This window comes from Streptomyces roseus (assembly GCF_001044425.1).
In the GTDB taxonomy this organism is placed as follows: Bacteria; Actinomycetota; Actinomycetes; order Streptomycetales; family Streptomycetaceae; genus Streptomyces; species Streptomyces roseus.
This window is the reverse complement of sequence record NZ_LFML01000014.1, coordinates 1-26,193: the sequence shown is the minus strand read 5'-3', so window position 1 is coordinate 26,193 and position 26,193 is coordinate 1. Positions and strand designations below refer to the sequence as shown.

General features: G+C 71.8%; 24 protein-coding genes, 1 pseudogene and 1 riboswitch. Of the genes and pseudogenes, 21 read left to right on the top strand and 4 right to left on the bottom strand.

Translation table 11 applies throughout. The features are described from left to right. The first annotated feature begins 9 nt into the window (after positions 1–9). Complete coding sequence (locus ACS04_RS03580; RefSeq protein ID WP_048474993.1) at positions 10–1,101, top strand: IS630 family transposase; 1,092 nt, start codon at positions 10–12, stop codon at positions 1,099–1,101. Here ACS04_RS03580 and ACS04_RS03575 read toward each other — a convergent pair. Next, positions 1,098–2,735: an ABC-F family ATP-binding cassette domain-containing protein gene (locus tag ACS04_RS03575; RefSeq protein ID WP_048474992.1), complete on the bottom strand. Its 1,638-nt coding sequence runs from the start codon at positions 2,733–2,735 to the stop codon at positions 1,098–1,100. The two genes, ACS04_RS03580 and ACS04_RS03575, sit on opposite strands and share 4 nt — an antisense overlap. 92 nt (positions 2,736–2,827) lie before the next feature. On the opposite strand from ACS04_RS03575, the gene ACS04_RS03570 reads away from it, so the two are divergent. Next, the gene (locus ACS04_RS03570; RefSeq protein ID WP_048475014.1) at positions 2,828–3,814 is read left to right on the top strand and encodes a GlxA family transcriptional regulator; all 987 of its coding nucleotides are present in this window, start codon (positions 2,828–2,830) and stop codon (positions 3,812–3,814) included. Positions 3,815–3,893: 79 nt separating this feature from the next. Continuing rightward, positions 3,894–4,529, top strand: a complete 636-nt coding sequence (locus ACS04_RS03565) for a DJ-1/PfpI family protein (protein ID WP_048474991.1) — start codon at positions 3,894–3,896, stop codon at positions 4,527–4,529. Here ACS04_RS03565 and ACS04_RS03560 read toward each other — a convergent pair. Then, positions 4,507–5,304, bottom strand: coding sequence for an enoyl-CoA hydratase/isomerase family protein (locus ACS04_RS03560; protein ID WP_048474990.1), 798 nt, complete (start codon positions 5,302–5,304; stop codon positions 4,507–4,509). The genes ACS04_RS03565 and ACS04_RS03560 overlap by 23 nt on opposite strands. A gap of 77 nt (positions 5,305–5,381) precedes the next feature. On the opposite strand from ACS04_RS03560, the gene ACS04_RS03555 reads away from it, so the two are divergent. Further along, positions 5,382–6,089: an HdeD family acid-resistance protein gene (locus ACS04_RS03555; protein WP_078864397.1), complete on the top strand. Its 708-nt coding sequence runs from the start codon at positions 5,382–5,384 to the stop codon at positions 6,087–6,089. 130 nt (positions 6,090–6,219) lie between these two features. Beyond that, entirely contained in the window at positions 6,220–6,711 is a 492-nt protein-coding gene (locus ACS04_RS03550) for an ATP-binding protein (RefSeq protein ID WP_048474989.1), read from the top strand. 43 nt (positions 6,712–6,754) lie between these two features. Here ACS04_RS03550 and idi read toward each other — a convergent pair whose 3' ends face one another. Further along, the gene (gene idi, locus ACS04_RS03545; RefSeq protein WP_048474988.1) at positions 6,755–7,354 is read right to left on the bottom strand and encodes an isopentenyl-diphosphate Delta-isomerase; all 600 of its coding nucleotides are present in this window, start codon (positions 7,352–7,354) and stop codon (positions 6,755–6,757) included. A 318-nt stretch (positions 7,355–7,672) separates the two neighbouring features. Between idi and ACS04_RS03540 the strand changes: the two genes are divergently transcribed. The 15 genes from ACS04_RS03540 (at position 7,673) to ACS04_RS03470 (ending at position 24,765) form a co-directional block, all read left to right on the top strand. Further along, on the top strand, positions 7,673–9,454 hold the full coding sequence (locus ACS04_RS03540; RefSeq protein ID WP_048474987.1) for a DUF5941 domain-containing protein: 1,782 nt from the start codon (positions 7,673–7,675) through the stop codon (positions 9,452–9,454). Beyond that, positions 9,451–10,203 carry a phosphocholine cytidylyltransferase family protein gene (locus ACS04_RS03535; RefSeq protein WP_048474986.1) on the top strand — a complete coding sequence of 251 codons (753 nt, stop codon included), beginning with the start codon at positions 9,451–9,453 and terminating at the stop codon, positions 10,201–10,203. The genes ACS04_RS03540 and ACS04_RS03535 overlap by 4 nt, the downstream gene beginning before the upstream one ends. Beyond that, entirely contained in the window at positions 10,191–11,252 is a 1,062-nt protein-coding gene (locus ACS04_RS03530) for an iron-containing alcohol dehydrogenase family protein (RefSeq protein ID WP_048474985.1), read from the top strand. Before ACS04_RS03535 ends, ACS04_RS03530 begins: the two co-directional genes overlap by 13 nt. Next, positions 11,230–12,009: a CDP-alcohol phosphatidyltransferase family protein gene (locus ACS04_RS03525; protein WP_078864396.1), complete on the top strand. Its 780-nt coding sequence runs from the start codon at positions 11,230–11,232 to the stop codon at positions 12,007–12,009. The genes ACS04_RS03530 and ACS04_RS03525 overlap by 23 nt, the downstream gene beginning before the upstream one ends. Positions 12,010–12,017: 8 nt before the next feature. After that, a complete protein-coding gene (locus ACS04_RS03520; protein WP_078864395.1) occupies positions 12,018–12,890 on the top strand; it encodes a glycosyltransferase family 2 protein in 873 nt (290 codons plus the stop codon). A gap of 126 nt (positions 12,891–13,016) precedes the next feature. Further along, positions 13,017–13,955, top strand: a complete 939-nt coding sequence (locus tag ACS04_RS03515; RefSeq protein WP_048474982.1) for an ABC transporter permease — start codon at positions 13,017–13,019, stop codon at positions 13,953–13,955. Beyond that, on the top strand, positions 13,948–14,730 hold the full coding sequence (locus ACS04_RS03510; protein ID WP_048474981.1) for an ABC transporter ATP-binding protein: 783 nt from the start codon (positions 13,948–13,950) through the stop codon (positions 14,728–14,730). Before ACS04_RS03515 ends, ACS04_RS03510 begins: the two co-directional genes overlap by 8 nt. Positions 14,731–15,072: 342 nt before the next feature. Next, positions 15,073–16,008 (top strand): squalene synthase HpnC, encoded by a 936-nt coding sequence (hpnC, locus tag ACS04_RS03505; protein WP_048475012.1) that lies wholly within the window; start codon positions 15,073–15,075, stop codon positions 16,006–16,008. After that, positions 16,005–16,976, top strand: coding sequence for a presqualene diphosphate synthase HpnD (gene hpnD, locus ACS04_RS03500; RefSeq protein ID WP_048474980.1), 972 nt, complete (start codon positions 16,005–16,007; stop codon positions 16,974–16,976). The genes hpnC and hpnD overlap by 4 nt, the downstream gene beginning before the upstream one ends. Positions 16,977–17,073: 97 nt before the next feature. Next, entirely contained in the window at positions 17,074–18,453 is a 1,380-nt protein-coding gene (gene hpnE, locus ACS04_RS03495; protein WP_048474979.1) for a hydroxysqualene dehydroxylase HpnE, read from the top strand. Between the two features lie 50 nt (positions 18,454–18,503). Then, complete coding sequence (locus tag ACS04_RS03490) at positions 18,504–19,604, top strand: polyprenyl synthetase family protein (protein WP_398024468.1); 1,101 nt, start codon at positions 18,504–18,506, stop codon at positions 19,602–19,604. Between the two features lie 118 nt (positions 19,605–19,722). After that, entirely contained in the window at positions 19,723–21,681 is a 1,959-nt protein-coding gene (gene shc, locus ACS04_RS03485) for a squalene--hopene cyclase (protein ID WP_078864394.1), read from the top strand. Then, positions 21,681–22,352 carry a phosphorylase family protein gene (locus ACS04_RS03480; RefSeq protein ID WP_048474978.1) on the top strand — a complete coding sequence of 224 codons (672 nt, stop codon included), beginning with the start codon at positions 21,681–21,683 and terminating at the stop codon, positions 22,350–22,352. The genes shc and ACS04_RS03480 overlap by 1 nt, the downstream gene beginning before the upstream one ends. Positions 22,353–22,357: 5 nt before the next feature. Then, positions 22,358–23,386, top strand: a complete 1,029-nt coding sequence (gene hpnH, locus ACS04_RS03475) for an adenosyl-hopene transferase HpnH (RefSeq protein ID WP_048474977.1) — start codon at positions 22,358–22,360, stop codon at positions 23,384–23,386. After that, entirely contained in the window at positions 23,383–24,765 is a 1,383-nt protein-coding gene (locus ACS04_RS03470) for an aspartate aminotransferase family protein (protein ID WP_048474976.1), read from the top strand. Before hpnH ends, ACS04_RS03470 begins: the two co-directional genes overlap by 4 nt. Positions 24,766–24,792: 27 nt before the next feature. On the opposite strand, the gene ACS04_RS03465 is transcribed toward ACS04_RS03470, so the two are convergent. After that, positions 24,793–25,611 carry a tyrosine-protein phosphatase gene (locus tag ACS04_RS03465; protein ID WP_048474975.1) on the bottom strand — a complete coding sequence of 273 codons (819 nt, stop codon included), beginning with the start codon at positions 25,609–25,611 and terminating at the stop codon, positions 24,793–24,795. A 318-nt stretch (positions 25,612–25,929) separates the two neighbouring features. Then, a riboswitch (cyclic di-AMP (ydaO/yuaA leader) is annotated at positions 25,930–26,100 on the top strand. Between the two features lie 2 nt (positions 26,101–26,102). Between ACS04_RS03465 and ACS04_RS39160 the strand changes: the two are divergent. Continuing rightward, a pseudogene (locus ACS04_RS39160) lies at positions 26,103–26,193 on the top strand (peptidoglycan-binding protein); the annotation flags it as partial.

Below are 26,193 nucleotides of genomic sequence, written 5' to 3'. Positions count from 1 at the left end.
TGGTTAGGTGTGAGTCGTCCTGGACCGAAGATCCCGCCGTTGTCTGTGACCGATGCCCAGCGTGCTGTGCTCGAGGGGTGGGTGCGGCGTCGTTCAACGGCTCAGGCGCTGGCGTTACGGTCCCGGATCGTGCTCGAGTCCGCGGAGGGACACTCGATCGCGGAGGTGTCGCGTCGTCTCGGGATCGCTTCCGAGACGGTTCGCACCTGGCGGCGCCGGTTTCTCGATCGCGGTCTGGAGGGCATGCACGACGAGCCCCGGCCCGGTGTCCCGCGGAAGATCACCGATGCTGATGTCGAGCGGGTGATCGTCAAGACCCTGGAGGAGACGCCGAAGAACGCGACGCACTGGTCGACCCGGTCGATGGCCGCGGCGACGGGGATGTCGCAGTCGGCCATCTCCCGGATCTGGCGGGCGTTCGCCTTGGCCCCGCACCGCTCGCAGACGTTCAAGCTGTCGACCGATCCGTTGTTCATCGACAAGGTCCGCGATGTCGTTGGCCTCTATCTCGACCCGCCGGAGAAGGCTTTGGTCCTCTGCGTGGACGAGAAGTCGCAGATCCAGGCCCTGGACCGGTCCCAGCCGGTCCTGCCGATGATGCCCGGCGTTCCCGAACGCCGCAGCCACGACTACGTCCGTGCCGGCACCACTACCCTCTTCGCGGCCTTCGAAGTCGCCACCGGCAAGGTCATCGGCTCGCTTCACCGCCGCCACCGGGCTGCAGAGTTCAAGAAGTTCCTGGCCAAGGTCGACAAAGAAGTGCCGGCGGATCTCCATGTCCATCTGATCCTGGACAACTACGCGACCCACAAGACGCCGGTCGTGAAGAAGTGGCTGCTGGCCCACCCGCGGTTCCACCTGCACTTCACGCCGACGAGTTCGTCGTGGCTGAACCTGGTGGAGCGATGGTTCGCCGAGCTCACGCAGAAGAAGCTCAAGCGGGGAGTCCACCGCTCCGTCCAGGCACTCGAACGCGACATCCGGGCCTGGCTCGCCGACTGGAACGAACACCCACGGCCCTTCGTCTGGACGAAGACAGCCGACGAGATCCTCGACAGGGTCGCCGCCTACTGCCACCGAATCTCTGACTCAGGTCACTAGAGCTCGGTGACCTTGCCGTCCGCGACCTCCAGGCGGCGGGTCACGTGCACCGCGTCCAGCATCCGGCGGTCGTGGGTGACGAGCAGCAGGGTGCCCTCGTACGCGTCCAGGGCCGATTCCAGCTGTTCGATCGCGGGCAGGTCCAGGTGGTTGGTCGGCTCGTCCAGCACCAGCAGGTTCACCCCGCGGCCCTGGAGGAGTGCCAGGGCCGCCCGGGTGCGCTCGCCGGGGGAGAGTGTGGCCGCCGGGCGCAGTACGTGCGCCGCCTTCAGGCCGAACTTGGCCAGCAGGGTCCGCACTTCGGCCGGCTCGGTGTCCGGGACCGCCGCGCAGAAGGCCTCCAGCAGCGGCTCGTCCCCGAGGAAGAGCCCGCGCGCCTGGTCCACCTCGCCGACCAGGACGCCCGAACCGAGCGTGGCCGCACCGGAGTCGGGAAGCAGCCGCCCGAGGAGCACGGCCAGCAGGGTGGACTTGCCCGCGCCGTTGGCGCCCGTGATCGCCACCCGGTCCGCCCAGTCGATCTGCAGGCTGGCCGGGCCGAAGGCGAAGTCCCCGCGCCGCACGGAGGCCTCGTTCAGGGTGGCGACGACCGAGCCGGAGCGCGGCGCCGCCGCGATCTCCATGCGCAGCTCCCACTCCTTGCGGGGCTCGTCGACGACGTCCAGCCGTTCGATGGCACGCTGCGTCTGGCGGGCCTTGGCGGCCTGCTTCTCGCTGGACTCGCCGCGCAGGTTCTTGCCGATCTTGTCGTTGTCGCTCGCCTTGCGGCGGGCGTTGCGCACGCCCTTGTCCATCCAGTTGCGCTGCATCTGGGCGCGGCCCTCCAGGGCCGCCTTCTTGCCCGCGTACTCGTCGAACTCCTCGCGTGCGTGCGTACGGGCCCGCTCGCGCTCCTCCAGATAGGCGTCGTAGCCGCCGCCGTAGAGGTTGATCTGCTGCTGCGCCAGGTCGAGTTCGAGGACCTTGGTGACGGTACGGGTCAGGAACTCGCGGTCGTGGCTGATGACGACCGTGCCCGCGCGCAGGCCCTTCACGAACCGCTCCAGGCGCTCCAGACCCTCCAGGTCCAGGTCGTTGGTCGGCTCGTCGAGCAGGAAGACGTCGTAGCGCGAGAGCAGCAGCGAGGCGAGGCCCGCGCGGGCCGCCTGGCCGCCGGAGAGCGCGGTCATCGGCAGGTCCAGGCCGACGGCCAGCCCGAGTTCGTCGGCGACCTCCTGGGCGCGCTCGTCGAGGTCGGCGCCGCCGAGGTTCAGCCACTGGTCCAGGGTCGTAGCGTAGGCGTCGTCCGCTCCCGGGGTCCCGTCGACCAGTCCCTGGGTCGCCGCGTCCAGCGCCGCCTGGGCCGCGGCGACGCCCGTACGCCGGGCCAGGAAGTCCCGTACGGACTCCTCGGGGCGCCGCTCCGGCTCCTGGGGCAGGTGGCCGACGGCGGCGGTGGGCGGGGAGAGCCGCAGCTCACCGGTCTCGGGGGTGTCCAGGCCGGCGAGCAGGCGCAGCAGGGTGGACTTCCCGGCGCCGTTGACGCCGACGAGGCCGATGACGTCGCCGGGGGCGACGACGAGGTCGAGATCGGCGAAGAGCGTGCGCTCACCGTGCGCGGCGGCGAGGTTTTTGGCGACGAGGGTTGCAGTCATGGTCCGTCGATCCTATCCGCGCGGCAGGGCATGGCTGTAAAGGTGGGACGAGCGTCATTGCGGCCATGGGCGGCGCGTCACACCATGGGGTCATGTCGCCCCGAAATGTGCTCGTCCTGCTCTACGACGGCGTGCAGAGCCTGGATGTGACCGGGCCCGTGGAAGTGTTCGCCGCGGCCGGCCGCTTCCCGGACCGCGCGGGGGACGGGTACGCGATTCGTACGGTCTCCCCGGGCGGTATGCCCGTACGGGCGAGCAGCGGTCTCACGCTGGTGCCGGACGGGGACCTGGAGAGCGCGCGGCCGGGGGCCGGGACCACCTTGCTGGTGCCGGGCGGGCAGTACCGGGGGGACTTCGAGCCCCGGCTGACCGAGTGGCTCCGAGCCCACGGGGGTGGCGCGGAGCGGCTGGTGTCCGTCTGCACCGGCGGGCTGCTGCTCGCCGAGGCCGGGCTGCTGGACGGGCGGCGGGCGACCACGCACTGGTACGCGTGCGAGCGGATGGCCCGGGACTACCCGCGGGTGACCGTCGAACCGGACCCGATCTACGTACGGGACGGCCCGGTCGCCACCTCGGCCGGGGTCACGGCGGGGATCGACCTCGCGCTGGCCCTGGTGGAGGAGGACCACGGACGCCGGCTGGCGCTGCGCATCGCGCGCCACCTGGTGGTGTTCCTGCGCAGGCCCGGCAATCAGGCCCAGTTCAGCGCGCAGCTGGCGGCCCAGACCGCGCGGCGGGATCCGCTGCGGGAGGTGCAGCACTGGATCACGGAGCATCCGGACGCGGACCTGAGCGTGGAGGCCCTGGCGGCGCGGGCGCGGCTCTCGCCGCGGCACTTCGCGCGGGCCTTCCAGGCGGAGACCGGGGTCACGCCCGGCCGCTATGTGGAGCGGGTCCGCGTGGAGCACGCGCGGCGCCTCCTGGAGGACACCGGGGACGGGATCGCCCAGATCTCCCGCGCCTGCGGCTACGGCACCCCGGAGGCCCTGCGCCGGGCCTTCGTGAAGACCCTGGGCCAGCCCCCGGCCGAGTACCGGCGCCGCTTCGGCTCCGGCCGCCCGCGGACCACCGCTCAGTAGGCGCACCACCGCCCATCGGGCACACCCCACGCCCCTCGGACACCACCGCCCCTCGGACACCCCACCACCTGGAGGAAACATGCAGATCGCCGTCCTGCTCTACGACCGGTTCACCGCCCTCGACGCCATCGGGCCCTTCGACACCCTCGGGCGGCTGTCCGGCGCCGAGGTCGTGTTCGTCTCGGAGCGGCCGGGGCCGGTGCGCACCGACAGCGGGGCGCTCGCCCTCGTCGCCGACAGGGGCCTCGACGAGCTGACCCGGCCCGACATCGTCGTCGTACCCGGCGGGCCCCACCCCGAGCTGGAGATGGAGAACCCTGCCGTCGTCGACTGGCTGCGCGCGGTCGACGCCACCAGCACCTGGACCACCTCGGTGTGCACCGGCTCGCTCCTGCTGGCCGCCGCGGGGCTGCTCAAGGGGCGCCGGGCCACGAGCCACTGGCTCTACCTGGACCGGCTGACCGCCTTCGGGGCCGAGCCCACCGGCGAGCGCGTGGTGTACGACGGGAAGTACGTCACCGCCGCCGGGGTGTCCTCGGGCATCGACATGGGCCTCGGCCTCCTCGGCCGGATCGCCGGCGACGAGTACGCGCAGACCGTCCAGCTGATGACCGAGTACGACCCCCAGCCGCCCTACGACGCCGGCTCGCCGGACAAGGCCCCGGCCGAGATCGTGGCGCGGCTGCGCGCGGTCAGTCCCCTCGACGGCCGGTAGTCCGCCCGGGCTCGGACGCGGGCGCGCCCGCCGGCGAGGCGGTCCAGCCGAACGATGGCGTACGGCGCTCCAGGAACGCGGCGACGCCCTCCGCGGTGTCGCCGCTCGCGGCCGCCTGCCGCGCCCAGTACGCGTCCCGGTCCGTCCGCCCGTCGGCGAACTCCTTGGCCGCCGCCTGCGTCAGCTGCGAGCGGGTGGTCAGCACGCGGGCGAAGTCCGCCACCCGCTTGTCCAGCTGCCCGGCCGGCAGCAGCTCGTTCAGGAATCCGGCCCGCAGCGCGTGCTCCGCGTCGATCAGCTCCGCCGAGAAGAGCAGGTACTTGGCGACCGCCGGGCCCACCAGCGCGGCCAGGCGGCGGGTCGAGGACGCGGGGTAGACGATGCCCAGCCTCGCCGGGGTCACCCCGAAGGAGGCCCCCTCCTCCGCGAACCGCAGATCACAGGCCGCCGCCAGCTGGCTGCCGCCGCCCACGCAGAACCCGCGGATCGCCGCGAGCGTCGGCTTGGGGAAGGCGGCCAGGGCTTCCTCGGCCGCCACGGCCAAGGCCTGCGGCTCCTCGTCCCCGGTCAGCGAGGAGATGTCGGCGCCCGCGCAGAAGGTCGGTCCGGCCCCGGTCAGGACGAGCACCCGTACGGCCGGATCGGCCGCGAGGGCGTCCAGCACCTCCGGGAGCGCGCGCCACATGGCCGCCGTCATGGCGTTGCGTTTGGCGGGATGCGAGATGACGACCGTGGCGACACCGTCGGCGACGGTGTGCAGGAGGGCTGCGTCCATGCGCCGGATGCTATCCCGGTCGGCCGATCCTATGATCGTGGGAGTCCGTCGGGGGGTGCCTGAAAGGTGGCACGACCATGGGCGCAGACCGTTCCGGGGCCGCGTCCCCGGCCGAGCCCGGAACCAAGGACGCGAAGCAGCTCGGGGCCCAGGACCCGAAGCGGCTCGGGCGCAGCTTCGGGCTGCTGGCCCTGCTCGGGGTGCTCTTGGTGGCGGCCGGCCTGCTGGGCCTGTTCTACGCCGGCTTCGCCACCCTGACCACCATGTTCCTCTTCGGCTGGCTGCTGCTCGCCGGCGGCGTGGTGGGTCTGGTCCAGGCGTTCCAGTCCCGCAAGAGCAACCACTTCTGGCTCGCCGTCGTCATCGCCGCGATCAACATCGCCGCCGGCTTCGTGATCCTGCGCAGGCCGGAGGCGAGCGCCGAGGCGCTGACCATGTTCGCCGCGCTGCTCTTCCTCATCGGCGGGGTGTTCCGGCTGGTGGGCGGCCTGGTGGTGCGCGGGACGAACCTGTGGGTCAACCTCGTCCAGGGCGCCTTCGGGATCCTGCTGGGCTTCCTGGTCCTCGCCAGCTGGCCGAGCAGCAGTCTGTACGTGATCGGAACCTTCTTCTCGCTCGCCCTGCTGTTCGACGGGCTGAGCCTGATCCTCCTGGGCATGAGCGCCCGGCGCATTCTGGGCTTGGTCAGGGAAGACGAGCTCCCGGCGGACGCCGCTGCCGGTGGCGGTCCGGCCATCGCGGCCGAGAAAGGCCCCGCAGAAGATCAGGAACGGTCGCACAACTGACGCTGTCATACCCCAACGGTCAGAAAGCGTCCGATTGACGCTGACTTCTGGTCAGGGCTCCGGTCCGGACCGGTCCGCTCCCCACTCTTGACGCGTGGAGACGATCGAGCGTGAAGACGGGGGCCGGGAAATGGATGTCAGCGGGAGCGTCCCGCCAGCCAAGGAGGGTGAGCCGGCGGCCGCCCCGGCCGACCCCCTCGCGTACGAGGGCGTGTGGCGGTTCACCGTGCCCGCTGTAGAAGAATCCGTTCCGCAGGCCCGCCGGGCCGTACGCGACCTACTCGGCCGCCAGGGCGTCCCGGCCGACCGGGACCTCGTGTACGCGCTGCTGCTGATCGTCTCCGAGCTGGTGACGAACTCGGTCCGGCACGCGGCCCTGCTCTCGCCCCAGGTCGCGGTCGAGGTCGCCATCGGCCGGGAATGGGTACGGGTGGCGGTCGAGGACAACCACCCGTACCGCCCCAAGGCCCTGGAGGCGGATTTCGGCCAGACCGGCGGACGCGGCCTGCTCTTGGTGCGCGAGGTCACGCGGGAGTCCGGCGGGGTCTGCGACGTCGAGCACACCTCGACGGGCGGCAAGGTCATCTGGGCGGCCCTGCCGCTCGCCTCACCCGCGCTCTGAGGCGGCGTACGGGCGCCGGGCGCGCCCGGCACACCGGTACCGACTACCAGCCCGCGGCATCCCCGGTCAGCTCGCGGATCGCGGGCCGGGCCGCGTCGAGCACGGTCGTGAACCAGGCGGAGAACGGCGCCTCGGCATGCCGCTTGGCCAGCTCCTCGGCGGTCACGAACGCGGTGTCCCCGACCTCCTCCGGATCGGGCCGCGGCCCGGACTGCGCGAGTCCCACGAAAAGGTGGTTGTACTCCTGCTCCACCAGGCCCGACGCCGGGTCCGGGTGGTTGTAGCGCACGGTTCCCGCCTCCGCGAGCAGCGAGGGGGACAGCCCCAGCTCCTCGTGGGTCCGCCGGGCCGCGGCCGCGAACGGCGACTCCCCGGGGTAGGGGTGGCCGCAGCAGGTGTTCGACCAGACGCCGGGGGAGTGGTACTTCCCGAGGGCGCGCTGCTGGAGCAGCAGGCGGCCCTGCTCGTCGAAGAGGAACACGGAGAAGGCCCGGTGCAGCAGACCCGGCGCCTGATGGGCGGAGAGCTTCTCCGCCGTGCCGATGGTGTTGCCGGACTCATCGACCAGTTCGAGCATGATCGGTTCCTGAGTGCCGGTGCCGGGGGACGCGGTGTTCGCGGCGGTGGCTGGTGTGGTCGGCATACCCATCCTTCGCTTCGGACTTCGGCCTTCAGTCTGCCGTACAAAAGAGGCTTGTCCCCACTTCGGCCATCCGCGCATGTCCGCCTCCGCGACGTGATAAGCGGCGGGGCCGCGGCGGCCTTGCTCCCCGGGTTTGTGGTATCTCGGCGTGATCGTCAATGATGATCGCGCCGGGGCCCGAAGCCCCGGGATATTCGGCTTATCGGGGAGTAAACGGGTGGTGAACCCCCGCTTCCATTCATCCGATAGCCTCTGCCGACGTGCCGCCGCCCCCGCCGGGGCGCCCGTCCAGTGTTTCGCTGCAAGGAGTGAGTCCGTCTGTCGACCGTCATCCTCACCGGCCTGCCGGTCCCCGGATCACCGCTCACCGACGAGCTGCGCTCCCTCGGCTTCGACGTCCGCCCGGCCGCCGGTCCTGAAGAGGCCGCCGCCGTGCTGGCCGGCGTACCCGCCGACCAGAGGGTGGCCGTCGTCGACAGCGCCTTCGTCGGACACGTCCACGCCCTGCGGCTCGCGCTGACCGACCCGCGTTTCGACGCCTGCGCCGTGACCGGCGCCGTCGCCGTCCAGCCGGGCGCCCGGGCGGCCCTGGAGAAGGCCGCGGCCCTCCCCGCGGAGGGCGGCGGCCCCCACGCGGACCGCCTCGCCGCGGCCGTCGAGGCCGCCGGGACCCCCGTCCACCACCCCGAGCTCGGCACCCTGGTCGCCGCCGTCCCCGCCACCGGGGCGGAGCGCGCCGCGGCGGAAGCCGCCGTCGCCGCCGTGGACGACGAGGCCGTACGCCTGCGCACCGCCGTGAAGTCCCGAGACGGGTTCTTCACCACCTTCTTCATCAGCCCGTACTCGCGCTACATCGCCCGCTGGTGCGCGCGCCGTGGTCTGACCCCGAACCAGGTCACCACCGCCTCGCTGATCACCGCGCTGATCGCGGCCGGCTGCGCCGCCACCGGCGAGCGCGGCGGCTACGTCGCCGCAGGCGTGCTGCTCCTCGTCTCCTTCGTCCTGGACTGCACGGACGGGCAGCTCGCCCGCTACTCGCTGCAGTACTCGACGATGGGCGCCTGGCTCGACGCCACCTTCGACCGCGCGAAGGAGTACTCCTTCTACGCGGGCCTCGCGCTGGGCGCGGCCAGGAACGGCGACGACGTGTGGGCCCTCGCGCTCGGCGCGATGATCCTCATGACCTGCCGCCACGTCGTGGACTTCGCCTTCAACGAGGCCAACCACGACGCCACCGCCAACACCAGCCCCACGGCCGCCCTGTCCGACAAGCTCGACAGCGTCGGCTGGACGGTGTGGGTCCGGCGCATGATCATCCTGCCGATCGGCGAGCGCTGGGCCATGATCGCGGTGCTCACCGCGGCGACCACCCCCCGCATCGTCTTCTACGCCCTGCTCGTCGGCTGCGCCTTCGGCGCGCTCTACACCACCGCCGGCCGCGTGCTGCGCTCGCTGACCCGCAAGGCGAAGAGGACCGACCGTGCCGCCCAGGCACTGGCCGACCTCGCCGACTCCGGCCCGGTCGCCGAGCTCGCCGGCCGGGTCGTGGGCCGGCTGGCCCCCGGGGCCGGCATCGCCGCCGCCGTGATCGGCTCCGTGGCCCTGCTGTGGACGGCCTGGGCGTGCGGGTTCGGCGCCCGCCAGGTGATCATCGCCGCCGCGTTCTACGCCGTGCTCGCCGGAGCGGCCGTCGCCCGCCCCCTCAAGGGCGCCCTCGACTGGCTCGTCCCGCCCGTCTTCCGGGCCGCCGAGTACACCACCGTGCTGATCCTCGCCGCCAAGGCGGACGTGCCCGGGGCCCTTCCCGCGGCATTCGGACTGGTCGCGGCGGTCGCCTACCATCACTACGACACGGTCTACCGCATCCGCGGCGGATCGGGCGCGCCCCCGCGGTGGCTGGTGTGGACGATCGGCGGTCACGACGGCCGGGTCCTGCTGACCGCGGTCCTGGCCTCCGTCCTGGCGACGCGCGCCGCGGACTTCCCCGTCGCGCTCACGGTCCTGGCCGTGTTCGTGGCACTCGTGGTGCTCGTGGAGAGCATCCGCTTCTGGGTCTCCTCCGGGGCACCCGCCGTACATGACGAAGGAGAACCAGCATGATCGGCCTTGTACTCGCTGCCGGTGCCGGACGCCGCCTGCGTCCCTACACCGACACCCTGCCCAAGGCCCTCGTGCCCGTCGGCCCCGAAGGCGCCGAGGACAGCCTGACCGTGCTGGACCTCACCCTCGGCAACTTCGCCGAGGTCGGCCTCACCGAGGTCGCCGTCGTCGTCGGCTACCGCAAGGAGGCCGTGTACGAGCGCCGCGAGGCCCTGGAGGCCAAGTACGGCGTCAAGATCACGCTGATCGACAACGACAAGGCCGAGGAGTGGAACAACGCCTACTCCCTGTGGTGCGCCCGTGACGTCCTGAAGCAGGGTGTGATCCTCGCCAACGGCGACACCGTCCACCCGGTCTCCGTCGAGAAGACCCTCCTCGACGCGCGCGGCAACGGCCAGAAGATCATCCTCGCCCTCGACACGGTCAAGAGCCTGGCCGACGAGGAGATGAAGGTCGTCGTCGACGGCGCCACGGGCGTCCGCAAGATCACGAAGCTGATGGAGCCCTCCGACGCCACCGGCGAGTACATCGGCGTCACCCTCATCGAGCCGGAGGCCGCCGAGGCCCTGGCCGAGGCGCTGAAGACCACGTTCGAGCGCGACCCCGACCTGTACTACGAGGACGGCTACCAGCAGCTCGTCAACGACGGCTTTGTCATCGACGTGGCCCCCATCGGCGACGTCAAGTGGGTCGAGATCGACAACCACGACGACCTCGCCAAGGGCCGGACGATCGCATGCCAGTACTGACGAGGCTCATCCCCTCCCCGGTCGTCGTCGACATCAGCCGCGGCGCCATGGACGACCTGGCCGGCCTCCTGGCCGACCAGCGGATCTCGGCGTCCGGCAAGCTGGCGATCGCGATCAGCGGCGGCTCCGGTCAGCTGCTGCGCTCCAAGCTGGAGCCCGTCCTGCCGCACGCCGACTGGTACCCGGTCGCCGACGGCACGATCGACTCCGCCGTCAAGCTGGCCGACGACATAAAGGGCAGTCGCTACGACGCCGTCGTCGGCCTGGGCGGCGGCAAGATCATCGACGTGGCGAAGTACGCCGCGGCGCGCGTCGGGCTGCCCATGGTGGCCGTCGCCACCAACCTGGCCCACGACGGCATCTGCTCGCCGGTGGCCACGCTGGACAACGACAACGGCCGCGGCTCCTACGGCGTGCCCACGCCGATCGCGATGGTCATCGACCTCGACGTGATCCGTGACGCCCCGGTGCGGTTCGTCCGCTCCGGCATCGGCGACGCGCTCTCCAACATCTCGGCCATCGCCGACTGGGAGCTCTCGCACAAGATCACCGGCGAGTCCGTGGACGGCCTGGCCGCCGCCATGGCCCGTACGGCCGGCGAGGCCGTCCTGCGCCACCCGGGCGGCTGCGGCGACGACACCTTCCTCACCGTGCTCGCGGAGTCCCTGGTCCTCACCGGCATCGCCATGTCGATCAGCGGGGACACCCGCCCGGCGTCCGGTGCCTGCCACGAGATCAGCCACGCCTTCGACCTGCTCTACCCCGGGCGCTCCGCGCTCCACGGCGAGCAGGTGGGCCTCGGGGCCGCCTTCGCGATGTTCCTGCGCGGCGCCGACGAGCAGGCCGGCCTCTTCGTGGAGTCGCTGCGCGGCCACGGCCTGCCCGTGCTGCCCGCGGAGATCGGGTTCAGCGTGGACGAGTTCGTCGCGGCCGTCGAGTACGCCCCCCAGACCCGCCCGGGACGCTTCACGATCCTGGAGCACCTCAATCTGTCCACAGCCGAGATCAGGGACGCGTACGCCGACTATGCCAAGACCATCCGTAGCTGAACTCCGGCCCGTCGTTCACCCGCCGGGCGTCAAGGACCGGCGCAGTGGCGAGCACTGGGGCGGCCGCCTGTACATGCGCGAGATCTCCCTGCGCATCACCCGGGTCCTGGTCGGCACCGAGGTCACGCCCAACCAGCTGACCTACGTGATGACCCTCGCGGGTGTCCTGGCCTGCCCGGCGCTGCTCATCCCGGGCATCTGGGGCGCCGTCCTCGGCGTGGTGGCGGTCCAGATGTACCTGCTGCTCGACTGCGTCGACGGCGAGGTCGCCCGCTGGAAGAAGCAGTACTCCCTGGCCGGCGTGTACCTGGACCGGGTCGGCGCCTACCTGTGCGACGCCGCGGTGCTCGTCGGCCTCGGCCTGCGCGCATCCGATCTGTGGGGCACCGGCCGGATCGACTGGCTGTGGGCGTTCCTCGGCACCCTCGCCGCCCTCGGCGCCATCCTGATCAAGGCAGAGACCGACCTGGTCGGCGTCGCCCGCCACCAGACCGGCAAGGAGCCCGTCGCCGAGGCAGCGGCCGAGCCGCGCTCCTCCGGCATGGCGCTGGCCCGCCGCGCCGCGTCCGCGCTCAAGTTCCACCGGCTCGTCCTCGGCATCGAGGCCTCGCTCCTGATCCTGCTGCTGGCGATCGTGGACCAGATACGGGGCGACCTGTACTTCACCCGGCTCGGCGTCGCCGTGCTGGCCGGCATCGCGATGCTCCAGACGGTGCTGCACCTGGTGTCGATCCTGGCCTCCAGCAGGCTCAAGTGAGCACGCCGATGCGGCTGGGCGCCGTGATCATCACCATGGGCAACCGCCCCGACGAGCTCAAGGCGCTCCTCGACTCGGTGGCCCGCCAGGAGGGCGACCCGGTCGAGGTCGTCGTCGTGGGCCAGGGGGTCCGGCCCACCGGGCTCCCCGAGGGCGTCCGGTGCGTCGAGCTGCCCGAGAACCTGGGCATCCCCGGCGGCCGCAACGTCGGCATCGAGGCCTTCGGCCCCGGCGGCGGCGAGGTCGACGCCCTGCTCTTCCTCGACGACGACGGACTGCTGGAGCGCACCGACACCGCCGAGCTGTGCCGGCAGGCCTTCGCCGAGGACCCCCGGCTCGGGATCGTCAGCTTCCGGATCGCCGATCCGGAGTCCGGCGAGACCCAGCGCCGCCACGTGCCCCGGCTGCGCGCCTCGGACCCGATGCGCTCCTCCCGCGTGACCACCTTCCTGGGCGGCGCCAACGCCGTCCGCACGGCCGTGTTCAAGCAGGTCGGAGGGTTGCCGGGGGAGTTCTTCTACGCGCACGAGGAAACGGATCTCGCCTGGCGGGCACTGGACGCAGGGTGGCTGATCGACTACCGGGCGGACATGGTGCTGCTGCATCCGACGACCGCCCCCTCCCGGCACGCGGTCTACCACCGTATGGTGGCCCGTAACCGGGTGTGGCTCGCCCGCCGCAACCTGCCCGCCCCGCTGGTCCCGGTCTACCTGGGCGTCTGGCTCCTGCTGACGCTCCTGCGCAAGCCCTCGGCACCGGCGCTCAAGGCCTGGTTCGGTGGGTTCAAGGAGGGATGGACCACTCCCTGCGGTCCCCGGCGCCCCATGAAGTGGCGCACGGTCTGGCGGCTGACCCGGCTGGGCCGACCGCCTGTGATCTGACAGGCTCGCGTCTGAGAACATACGTGGTCACGGAACACGCGTGCCCGGACATGCACGATCACGGGCCGAGCGCCCCAGGCCCGATGCCACCTACTGCCGCATCTTGAAGACGGAAAGTTTCAACTTGTGAGTGACACAACCCAGCAGGATGGCGCCCTCGCCACGAGCAAGCCGCCGTCCGATGACGCCGGGCTGAGCCCCGCGGAGCTCGCCAGGAAGTACGGCCTGTCCGTCAGCGGTGCCCGGCCCACCCTGGCCGAATACGTGCGGCAGCTGTGGGACCGGCGCCACTTCATCATGGCGTTCTCCCGGGCCAAGCTGATGGCGCAGTACAGCGACGCGAAGCTCGGCCAGATCTGGCAGGTGGCGACCCCACTGCTCAACGCGCTCGTGTACTACCTGATCTTCGGCCTGATCCTGAACGCGGGCCGCGGCATGGAGAAGGGGGTCTACATCCCCTTCCTGGTGACGGGCATCTTCGTCTTCACCTTCACCCAGAGCTCGCTGATGGCGGGAGTCCGGGCCATCCCCGGCAACCTCGGCCTCGTCCGGGCCCTGCACTTCCCGCGCGCCTCCCTGCCGATCTCCTTCTCGATGCAGCAGCTCCAGCAGCTGCTGTACTCGATGATCGTCGTGGTGATCGTCACGGTCGCGTTCGGCAACTACCCGAAGCTGTCCTGGCTGCTCGTCATCCCGACGCTGGCGCTCCAGTTCGTCTTCAACACCGGCCTCGCGCTGGTCTTCGGGCGGATGGGTGCCAAGACCCCCGACCTCGCGCAGCTGATGCCGTTCATCACGCGTACGTGGATGTACGCCTCGGGCGTCATGTTCTCGATCAGCGGGGCGCTCAAGGACAGGCACGTGCCCGGGTGGGTCTCGGACGTGCTCCAGTGGAACCCGGCGGCGATCTACATGGACCTGGTCCGGTTCGCCATGATCGACGACTACGGCCGGGGGAACCTGCCGCCGCACGTCTGGGCCTTCGCCGTCGGCTGGGCCGTCGTGATCGGCCTCGGCGGCTTCGTGTACTTCTGGAAGGCTGAGGAGCGTTACGGCCGTGGCTGAGATCAACCGGGGCAGTGTCCCCACCGTCATCGCCGACGACGTGCACATCGTCTACCGCGTCAACACCGGCAGGTCCGGCAAGGGCAGCGCCACCGCCGCGCTGAGCAAGATAATGCGCCGGGGCAAGGGCGACGCGCCGGGCGTCCGCCGGGTCCACGCCGTGCGCGGGGTGTCCTTCACCGCGTACCGCGGCGAGGCCATCGGCGTCATCGGCTCCAACGGCTCCGGCAAGTCCACCCTGCTGCGCGCCATCGCGGGCCTGCTGCCCTGCGAGTCCGGCAAGGTCTACACCGACGGCCAGCCCTCGCTGCTGGGTGTCAACGCCGCACTGATGAACGACCTCACCGGAGAGCGGAACGTGGTCCTCGGCGGTCTCGCGATGGGAATGAGCCGCGAGCAGATCCGGGAGCGCTACGACGACATCGTCGACTTCTCGGGCATCAACGACAAGGGCGATTTCATCTCCCTCCCGATGCGCACGTACTCCTCCGGTATGGCGGCGCGCCTGCGCTTTTCCATTGCCGCGGCCAAGGACCACGACGTTCTGATGATCGACGAGGCCCTGGCCACCGGTGACCGCAAGTTCCAGGTGCGTTCCGAGGAGCGCATCCGCGAACTGCGCAAGCACGCCGGAACCGTTTTCCTGGTGAGCCACAACAACAAGTCCATCCGCGACACCTGCAGCCGCGTGCTGTGGCTGGAGAAGGGTGAACTGCTGATGGACGGGCCCACCGAGGAAGTCGTCTCGGCCTACGAGAAGGCGACCAGCGCCTGACCGCGCCCCTCGCCGGCCCCCGTCGCTCCGCGCGGCGGGGGCTTCGGCTTGTCCGGGGCTTCCGCGCCGACATTCGGTGGCCGTGTCAATACCCGAGAGGCTGCTGCGGCGTTGTACAGCGTAAGCTGGAGCAGTCCTGAATCACGCCAGAGGGGACGATTCCCCGCAGGTGAACGGCCTGGGGTACCCCGGGGAAAGTCCGGCGGCGTGTCCGAAATAGGATGTATTGGGTCGGCAGTGTAGAACGGGAGATGTGACGGCAATGGCTACGGGAATTCTCCGGCCCCCAGGCATTACGGCCGTCCCCCGCGCGGGCGGCGGGCGGTGACCCCCGGGCACGGTATCCGGCCACGGCAGGACGCGGCCCCCGCAGCCCCCGACGCCCGAGCGCAGGCGTACGCCACCCTCGGCAAGGCGCGCTCGGAGAACTTCCCCGTCGCCCCGTCCTTCCTGCCCCGCGCCTGGCGCGACGACCTCATGGCGGTGTACGGGTACGCCCGCCTGGTCGACGACATCGGCGACGGCGACCTCGCCCCCGGCGGACACGACGCCGTGCTCCTCGGCCTCGACCCGGCCGCGGCGGACGAACCGCTCGCCATGCTCGACGCCCTCGAAGCCGACCTGCGCCGCGTCTTCGGCGGCCCCGGCGGGCCGCCGCACCACCCCCTCCTGCAAGCGCTGCGGCCCGTGGTCCGCGCCCACGGCCTCACCCCCGAGCCCTTCCTCGGCCTCATCGAGGCCAACCGCCAGGACCAGCGCGTCGCGCGCTACGCCACGTACGGGGACCTCCTCGCGTACTGCGAGCTCTCCGCGAACCCCGTCGGCCGCCTCGTGCTCTCCCTCACCGGCACCAGCACCCCCGAGCGGATCCGCCGCTCCGACGCCGTGTGCACCGCCCTGCAGATCGTCGAACACGTACAGGACGTCGCGGAGGACCTCGGCCGCGACCGGATCTACCTCCCGGCCGAGGACATGCGCCGCTTCCACGTGGCCGAGACCGACCTCAAGGCGCCCCGCGCCGGCGCGTCCGTCCGCTCCCTGGTCGCGTACGAGGCGCAGCGCGCCCGGGACCTGCTCGACGAGGGCACGCCGCTCGTGGGGAGCGTGCACGGCAGGCTCCGGCTGCTGCTCGCGGGCTTCGTGGGAGGAGGGCGCGCCGCCCTGCGGGCCGTCACCGCCGCCGGATTCGACGTGCTTCCCGGCCCGCCCAAGCCCACCAGGAGCGGACTGCTCCGCGAGGTGGCCGCCGTCCTGCGCACAGCGCCGAGAAAGGGGTGAGCCCGACCGTGGAGGGTTCCGCACACACGTCCGCACCGTCCGCAGCGGTCCTGGCGGCGTACAGCTACTGCGAGGCCGTCACCGGCTCCCAGGCGCGCAACTTCGCGTACGGCATCCGGCTGCTCCCCTCCGACAAGCGGCAGGCGATGTCGGCCTTGTACGCCTTCTCCCGGCGCGTCGACGACATCGGCGACGGCATGCTGGCCCCCGAGGCGAAGTTCGCCCGCCTGGAGGAGACCCGCACCCTGCTCGGACGGATCCGGGCCGAGGAGATCGACGAGGACGACACCGATCCGGTCGCCGTCGCCCTCGCACACGCCGCGGGCCGCTTCCCGATCCCGCTCGGCGGCCTCGACGAGCTCATCGACGGCGTCCTCATGGACGTGCGCGGCCGGACCTACGAGACCTGGGACGACCTCAAGGCCTACTGCCGCTGCGTGGCCGGGGCCATCGGACGGCTCTCCCTCGGGGTGTTCGGCACCGTCAACGGCGGCGGCCTCGGCGCGGCCGACGCCGCGCGGGCCGGCGAGTACGCCGACACCCTCGGCCTCGCCCTCCAGCTCACCAACATCCTGCGCGACGTCCGCGAGGACGCCGCCAACGGCCGTACGTACCTGCCGGCCGAGGACCTCGCCAAGTTCGGCTGCTCGGACGGGTTCGGGAGCGACCGGATGCCCGCCGGGGCCGATTTCGCCGGGCTCGTCCACCACGAAGTGCGGCGCGCCCGCGCCCTGTTCGTCGAGGGCTACCGGCTGCTGCCCATGCTCGACCGGCGCAGCGGCGCCTGCGTCGCCGCCATGGCCGGCATCTACCGTCGGCTGCTCGACCGCATCGAACGCGAGCCCGAGGCCGTCCTCCGCGGCCGCGTCTCGCTGCCCCCGCACGAGAAGGCGTACGTCGCCGTACGCGGCCTCTCGGGCCTCGACGCCCGTACCATCTCCCGCCAGAGCACGCGGAGGCGCGCGTGAGCCCGGCAGGATCCAAGCCCGCCGCCCGGGCAACCAGGGCCCGGACGGGCGCGTCCCTCCTGGCGGGCGCCGCAGGCCACGGCATCGGGGAGGGTTCATGAGCGGCAGCGACGACCGCGCCGTCGTCATCGGCGGCGGGCTCGCCGGCGTGACGGCGGCGCTCGAACTCGCGGACGCGGGACTGAAGGTGACCCTCCTCGAAGGCCGCCCCCGCCTCGGCGGGCTCGCCTTCTCCTTCAAGCGCGGCGAACTCACCGTCGACAACGGCCAGCACGTCTACCTGCGCTGCTGCACCGCCTACCGGTGGTTCCTCGACCGCGTCGAAGGCGCGCACCTCGCCCCCGTCCAGGACCGCCTCGACGTCCCCGTACTCGACGTCGCCCACCCCGCCGGGCCGCGCCTGGGCCGGCTGCGCCGCAGCGCCCTGCCCGTACCGCTCCACCTCGCCGGCTCCCTGGCCCGCTACCCCCACCTCTCGCTCGCCGAGCGGGCGAGCGTGGGCCGCGCCGCCCTCGCGCTGCGCCGGCTCGACCCCGCCGACCCGGCCCTGGACGGCGTGGACTTCGCGACCTGGCTCGGCCGCCAGGGCCAGAGCCCGCGCACCATCGAGGCCCTGTGGGACCTCGTCGGCATCGCGACCCTCAACGCCACCGCCGGCCACGCCTCGCTGGGCCTGGCCGCCACGGTGTTCAAGACCGGCCTGCTCTCCGAGAACGGCGCCGCCGACATCGGCTGGGCCACCGTCCCGCTCGGCGACCTGCACGACACCCTCGCCCGCAAACAGCTCGACTCCGCAGGCGTACGCACCGAGCTGCGCACCCGCGTCACCGGCGTCTCCCGTACGCCGGAGGGGAACTGGCGGGTCGACACCGAGGGCGAATCCCTCGACGCCGCCGCCGTCGTCCTCGCCGTCCCGCAGCGCGAGGCGCACGCCCTGCTGCCGCCCGGCGCCCTCGCCGACCCGGACAAGCTCCTGGACATCGGCACCGCGCCCATCCTCAACGTCCACGTCGTGTACGACCGCAAGGTGCTCAAGCGGCCCTTCTTCGCCGCCCTCGGCTCCCCGGTCCAGTGGGTGTTCGACCGCACCGACTCCTCCGGGCTCCCCGACGGCGGCCAGTACCTGGCGCTGTCCCAGTCGGCGGCCCAGGACGACATCGACGAGCCGGTGTCGGTGCTGCGCGCCAAATACCTGCCCGAGCTCGAACGGCTGCTGCCGGCCGCGCGGGGCGCCAAGGTACGGGACTTCTTCGTGACCCGGGAGCGGACCGCCACGTTCGCCCCCACCCCCGGCGTCGGCCGGCTGCGCCCCGGGGCGCGGACCGACACGCCGGGCCTCTACCTCGCCGGTGCGTGGACCGCCACCGGTTGGCCCGCGACCATGGAGGGCGCTGTCCGCAGCGGACTGAGCGCGGCGCACGCCGCGCTCACCGCACTCGGCCGCCACCGGAAGCACCCCCTGCAGGAGGCGGCATGACGACCACCAGCCCGACCGCAGCAGCACGTACAGGACACAGAGGAGAGCCAGTGAACCCGGGGAATCCGGCTGTCGAGAACACGGACGCCGGCAACGGCGCAGCCGGAGGGGGCGCCGAGAAGGCGGACACGCTCGCACTCCTGGAGCGCGGCCGCGCGCTGTCGACCCCCGTGCTCCGCGCCGCGGTCGACCGGCTGGCGGCTCCCATGGACACCGTCGCGGCCTACCACTTCGGCTGGATCGACGCCCAGGGCAACGCGGCGGACGGCGACGGCGGCAAGGCCGTGCGCCCCGCCCTCGCGCTGCTCTCCGCCGAAGCCGCCGGGGCCTCGGCCGAGGTCGGCATCCCGGGCGCCGTAGCCGTCGAGCTCGTGCACAACTTCTCGCTGCTCCACGACGACCTCATGGACGGCGACGAGCAGCGCCGCCACCGCGACACCGTGTGGAAGGTGCACGGGCCGGCGCTGGCGATCCTCGTCGGCGACGCCCTGTTCGCCCTCGCCAACGAGGTCCTGCTGGAGCTCGGCACCGTCGAGGCCGGGCGCGCCACGCGCAGGCTGACCACCGCCAGCCGCAAGCTCATCGACGGCCAGGCCCAGGACATCTCCTACGAGCACCGCGAGCGCGTCAGCGTCGAGGAGTGCCTGGAGATGGAGGGCAACAAGACCGGCGCCCTGCTCGCCTGCGCGGTCTCCATCGGCGCCGTCCTCGGCGGCGCGGACGACCGTACGGCCGACAAGCTGGAGGAGTACGGCTACCACCTCGGCCTCGCCTTCCAGGCCGTCGACGACCTCCTCGGCATCTGGGGCGACCCGGAGGCCACCGGCAAGCAGACCTGGAGCGACCTGCGCCAGCGTAAGAAGTCCCTGCCGGTCGTCGCCGCTCTCGCGGCAGGCGGGCCCGCCTGCGAGGAGCTCGGCCGGCTGCTCGCGGCCGACGCCAAGAGCAACGACTTCGAGAACTTCTCGGAGGAGGAGTTCGCGGCGCGCGCCGCGCTCATCGAGGCCGCGGGCGGGCGCGAGTGGACCGCCGAGGAGGCACGCCGCCAGCACGCGATCGCCATCCGCGCGCTGGACGACGTGGAGATGCCGCAGCGGGTGCGCGAACAGCTCGTCGCGCTCGCCGACTTCGTCGTCGTGCGCAAGAGGTGACCGGCACCCGAGCAGGGATATGACGCGCGAGTCGCCGGCCGGCGCCCCCTGACGGGGGCGTCCGGCCGACGGCGTACCCCCAGCACAGCAGAGGTTCACTGCCACGTAAGGGGAAGCCATGACAGCGACGACCGACGGCGCCGGTACCCCCGGCGTCGATCCGGACATCACCTCACCGGAGACGGTGCCGGGCGCGCAGGAGGCCGTCGCGCGCGCGACCCGGCACCTGCTGGCGCGCCAGGACGCGGCCGGATGGTGGAAGGGCGACCTGGAGACCAACGTCACCATGGACGCCGAGGACCTCCTGCTGCGCCAGTTCCTCGGGATCAGGGACGAGGCCACCACCCAGGCCGCCGCGCTCTTCATCCGGGGCGAGCAGGGCGAGGACGGAACCTGGGCCACCTTCCACGGCGGGCCTCCCGAACTCTCCGCCACCATCGAGGCGTACGTCGCCCTGCGGCTCGCCGGCGACGAGCCCGACGCCCCGCACATGGCCCGCGCCTCCGCCTGGATCCGGGCCCACGGCGGGATCGCCGCCGCCCGCGTCTTCACCCGCATCTGGCTCGCCCTGTTCGGCTGGTGGAGCTGGGACCACCTGCCCGAACTCCCGCCCGAGCTGGTGTTCCTGCCGCCGTGGGTGCCGCTGAACATCTACGACTTCGGCTGCTGGGCCCGCCAGACCATCGTCCCGCTGACGGTGGTCTCCGCGAAGCGGCCCGTACGCCCGGCCCCGTTCGCCCTGGACGAGCTGCACACCGACGCGCGGCGGCCGTACCCCGTGGCCAAGCGCCCCGCGCCACTGGCCAGTTGGGAGGGCGTCTTCCAGCGGATGGACAGGGCGCTGCACGTCTACCGCCGCTTCGCCCCGCGCCTGCTGCGCAAGGCCGCGATGGACACCGCCGCCCGCTGGATCATCGAGCGCCAGGAGAACGACGGCTGCTGGGGCGGGATCCAGCCACCCGCCGTGTACTCGATCATCGCCCTGCACCTGCTCGGGTACGACCTCGCCCACCCGGTGATGCGGGCCGGGCTGGAGTCCCTCGACCGGTTCGCGGTGTGGCGCGAGGACGGGGCCCGGATGATCGAGGCCTGCCAGTCCCCGGTCTGGGACACCTGCCTCGCCGCGATCGCCCTGGCCGACGCGGGCCTGGCCCCCGACCATCCGGCCCTGGTGAAGGCCGCCGACTGGATGCTCGCCGAGGAGATCGTGCGCCCCGGCGACTGGGCGGTGCGGCGGCCCGGACTGGCCCCCGGCGGCTGGGCGTTCGAGTTCCACAACGACACCTACCCCGACATCGACGACACCGCCGAAGTGGTCCTCGCGCTGCGCCGGATCAAGCACCCGGAGCCCGCCCGGGTCGAGGCCGCCATCGCCCGCGGGGTCTCCTGGAACCTCGGGATGCAGTCGAGGAACGGGGCCTGGGGCGCCTTCGACGCCGACAACACCAGCCCGCTCCCGAACCGGCTGCCGTTCTGCGACTTCGGCGAGGTCATCGACCCGCCGTCGGCCGACGTCACCGCCCACGTGGTGGAGATGCTCGCCGTGGAGGGCAAGGCGGCCGACCCGCGGACCCGGCGGGGCATCGCCTGGCTGCTCGCCGAACAGGAGCCCTTCGGAGCCTGGTTCGGCCGCTGGGGCACCAACTACGTGTACGGGACCGGGTCGGTGGTCCCGGCCCTGGCGGCCGCCGGCTTCGCCCCGGCGCACCCCGCGATCCGGCGGGCGGTGCGGTGGCTGGAATCCGTACAGAACGAGGACGGCGGGTGGGGCGAGGACCAGCGCTCCTACAAGGACCCGCAGTGGGCCGGGAAGGGGGCCTCCACCCCCTCCCAGACGGCCTGGGCGCTGATGGCCCTGCTCTCGGCCGGGGAGCGGGAGGGCCGGGCCGTCCGGCGCGGCATCACCTACCTGGTGGAGACCCAGCGCGGGGACGGCTCCTGGGACGAGCCGTACTTCACCGGCACCGGCTTCCCGTGGGACTTCTCCATCAACTACCACCTGTACCGGCAGGTCTTCCCGCTCACCGCGCTCGGCCGCTACCTGTACGGGGAACCCTTCGCGCCCGGAGGCGTCTGATGGCCCCCGCCGCCCGCGCCGCCCTCCCCGCACCGCTGCTGGTCGCCTGCGCGCTGCGCATCGAGCAGGCGGCCCTGCGCAGTGCGGGCGCCCGCGGCGCGGCGCGCCCCGCACCGGGCCACGCCGTGCTGCGTACGGGCATGGGCCCGCGCGCCGCCGAGCGGGCCGTCGGCCGGGCGCTCGCCGAGCCGGGGCTGGGGCGGGCCCCCGTGCTCGCCACCGGGTTCTGCGCCGGGCTGGTCCCCGGCATGAGCCCCGGCGACCTCGTCGTCGCCGAGGAGACCCGCGACCCGCGGGGCACCGTCGCCTGCGAGGGCACCGCCCTGCTCGCCGAGGCACTGGCCCGGGCCGCACCGGGCCGTACCGTGCACATCGGCCCCCTGACCGGATCCGACCACGTCGTCCGCGGCCAGGAGCGCGCCGGACTGCGCGCCACCGGCGCCATCGCGGTCGACATGGAGTCCGCGGCCACGTTGTGGACCGCCGTGGAGGCCGCCGCCGATGGCTGGACCCGTCCGGTTGCGGCCGTCCGGGTGATCGTGGACGCTCCGGAGCATGAGCTCGTCCGCATCGGCACGCTCCGCGGTGGAATATCGGCCTTCCGCGTACTGCGTGCCGTACTGCCCGCGTTTTATGACTGGCACCGTTCTTTGCTGCTCCCCAGGAGGTGAGCCAGATGGCCATGCCGCTGCGACAGTCCATCAGGGTCGGGACGTATCTTCTCGAACAGAAGCTGCGCAAGCGTGAGAAGTTCCCGCTGATCGTCGAGCTGGAACCGCTCTACGCCTGCAATCTGGCGTGCGAAGGGTGCGGGAAGATCCAGCACCCGGCGGGCGTGCTCAAGCAGCGCATGCCGGTGGCCCAGGCGGTCGGCGCCGTCCTGGAGTCCGGCGCGCCGATGGTGTCCATCGCGGGCGGCGAGCCCCTGATGCACCCGCAGATCGACGAGATCGTCCGGCAGCTGGTGGCGAAGCGGAAGTACGTCTTCCTCTGCACCAACGCGATGCTGCTGCGCAAGAAGATCGAGAAGTTCACCCCGTCCCCGTACTTCGCCTTCGCGGTGCACATCGACGGGCTGCGCGAACGCCACGACGAGTCGGTGGCCAAGGAAGGCGTCTTCGACGAGGCGGTCGCCGCCATCAAGGAGGCGAAGAAGCGCGGATTCCGGGTCACCACCAACTCCACCTTCTTCAACACCGACACCCCGCAGACGATCATCGAGGTATTGAACTACCTCAATGACGACCTCAAGGTCGACGAAATGATGATCTCGCCCGCCTACGCCTACGAAAAGGCCCCCGACCAGGAGCACTTCCTGGGCGTCGAGCAGACCCGGGAACTCTTCAGGAAGGCCTTCGCGGGCGGGAACCGGCGGCGCTGGCGGCTCAACCACTCCCCGCTCTTCCTCGACTTCCTGGAAGGCAAGGCGGATTTCCCCTGCACCGCCTGGGCCATTCCCAATTACTCGCTCTTCGGCTGGCAGCGCCCCTGCTATCTGATGAGCGACGGCTACGTTCCCACCTACCGGGAGCTGATCGAGGAGACCGACTGGAGCAAGTACGGGCGCGGAAAGGACCCGCGCTGCGCGAACTGCATGGCGCACTGCGGGTACGAGCCCACCGCCGTCCTCGCCACCATGGGCTCCCTCAAGGAATCCCTGCGCGCCGCCCGCGAGACGGTCTCGGGGAACCGGGAGAAGCAGTGACCGGCTTCGACCTCCGCGCCCTGCTGGACGAGCGGGGCGGGGAACGGTACGAGCTGCACGCGCGCCACCTCAACCACCAGCTGCCCCGGATGCTGCACACGATCGGCTTCGACAAGGTCTACGTACGGGCCGAGGGCGCGCACTTCTGGGACGCCGAGGGCAACGACCACCTGGACATGCTGGCCGGGTTCGGGGTCATGGGCCTGGGCCGGCACCACCCGGTCGTACGGCAGGCCCTGCACGACGTCCTGGACGCGCAGCTCGCCGATCTGACCCGGTTCGACTGCCAGCCGCTGCCCGGGCTGCTGGCGGAGAAGCTCCTCTCGTACAGCCCGCACCTGGACCGGGTGTTCTTCGGCAACAGCGGCACCGAGGCGGTGGAGACGGCCCTGAAGTTCGCCCGGTACGCCACGGGCCGGCCCAGGATCCTCTACTGCGACCACGCGTTCCACGGACTGACCACGGGCTCCCTGTCGGTCAACGGCGAGAGCGGGTTCCGGGACGGGTTCGCGCCGCTGCTGCCCGATACGAAGATCGCCCTCGGGGACCTCGCCGCCCTGGAGCGGGAGCTGGGGCGGGGCGACGTCGCCGCCTTCGTCGTGGAGCCGGTCCAGGGCAAGGGAGTGCTCGCGGCCCCGCCCGGGTTCCTGCGCGCCGCGCAGGAGCTGCTGCACCGGCACAAGGCGCTGCTCATCGCGGACGAGGTGCAGACGGGGCTCGGCCGGACCGGAGATTTCTACGCGTACCAGCACGAGCCGGACGTGGAGCCGGACCTGGTGTGCGTGGCCAAGGCCCTGTCGGGCGGCTACGTGCCGGTGGGCGCGACCCTGGGCAAGGACTGGATCTTCAAGAAGGTCTACTCGTCCATGGACCGGGTGCTCGTGCACTCCTCCAGCTTCGGCTCCAACGCGCAGGCCATGGCGGCCGGGCTGGCGGTGCTCTCCGTGATGGAGGACGAGTCGGTGGTGGCGAACGCGCGCGCGATGGGCGACCTGCTGCGCGGGCGGCTCGCCGCGCTCGTGGACCAGTACGAGCTGCTCCACGAGGTGCGGGGGCGCGGCCTGATGATCGGCATCGAGTTCGGTCGGCCGTCCTCGCTCGGGCTGCGGAGCCGGTGGACCATGCTCCAGGCGGCCCGCAAGGGGTTGTTCGCGCAGATGGTCGTGGCGCCGCTGCTGCAGAAGCACCGGATCCTGACCCAGGTGTCGGGCGACCACCTGGAGGTCATCAAGCTCATCCCGCCGCTGATCGTGGACGAGCGGGACGTCGACCGCTTCGTCGGAGCCTTCCGGGAGGTCATGGACGAGGCGCACGGCGGGGGCGGCCTGATGTGGGACTTCGGCAGGACGCTGGTGAAGCAGGCCGTCGGCGGCGGCTGACGGCCCGCTCCACGGCGGGGCCGGCTCTCAGTCGAGCAGCCGGTCCCGCAGCCGGTCGAGGGTCTCGGGGGAGAGCCCGAGCCCTTCGGCCAGGTAGCGGTCGACCCCGCCCCAGTGCGTGTCGATCGTGTCGAAGGCGGCCGTCAGGTACTCCGCGCGGGCGTCGAACAGCGGCGCGAGCAGCTCCATCACCTCGGGGGAGCGGGCCTCGGGCGCCTCGCTGCCGCGGCGCACCCGGTAGCGGCGGTGCGGGGCGTTGGACTCCAGGTAGTCCGCCAGGATCGCCGAGCGCTCGACACCGAGCGCGAGCAGGGTGACGGCGATCGACAGGCCGGCGCGGTCCTTGCCGGCGGCGCAGTGCATGAGCGCGGGGACGCTGTCCTCGGCGAGGGCGTGCACGACCCGGCTGTGCTCGGCGGTGCGGTTCTCGATCATCGCGCGGTAGGAGTTGGTCATCCGGGCGGCGGCCCTCCCCTCGCCGAGCAGCCCGCGGAGCTGTTCGATGCCGCCGTCGCGGACCATTTTCCAGAACTCCTTGCCGTCGGCCGGATCCGACAGCGGGATGTTGAGGTTCCGTACGCCGGGAAGCTCCACGTCGAGCCCTTCGAGGGCGTGGTCGGCGTCGTTGCGGAAGTCGAAGATGGTGTGCAGACCGAGCGACGCGAGGAATTCTGCATCACTTTCGGTGGCATGTGCCAGATGTCCGCTACGGAACAATTTTCCCGGCTTGACCCTCCGGCCGTCGGTGGTCGGCAAGCCGCCCACGTCACGGAAGTTGCGCACTCCCGCGAGTTCGGGTTCCGGTACGGGCTCCGTCAGCGAGGGCCGGGGTATCTGCTGGGTCACGGGTGCTCCTCCGCATCGTCGTGGTCTGTCCGAATTACACTACTTGGGACCAACTTGCCATCACCGGAGGCGAGATCGGGCGCGGCCCCGTGAGCCAGATCATACGGTGACCGTGAGTGCCTGATCGTCAAAGGCGAATGGCCCGGCCGGAGCGGTTGTTGGCGCGGGGTAATGGACGGAGGGTGACCGGAATTCCGTCGGATTCCCCGTTCTGTGAATCCGTCAGGAAATTCGCGGCTTGTTCCGTGCGGCGGGGCTCGATTACCTTCGCGATCGATCCGGATGGACCGCCTCATCCTGCCGCCGTCCGGAAACCGCACCCGACTATCGACGCGCGCGGCAGGAGCGGGGGAACCAGGTAGGCCGCTGTTCCGGATCTTTCGCGTCCGAACAGCTCGGGGTGAAGCCGCTCATGTTCCTTTCATGCGCGGCCGGACATCTCCAGTCCGAACCCGACAGCTCACCTCGCAGGCGACGGAGAGGAATTCGCCATGCCTGCAAAGGGTAAGCACCGACGTCCCAAGTCCCGTTCCATGGCGCGCGGCTTCGCCGTCGCGGGCACCGGCGGTGCGGCCCTCGCGC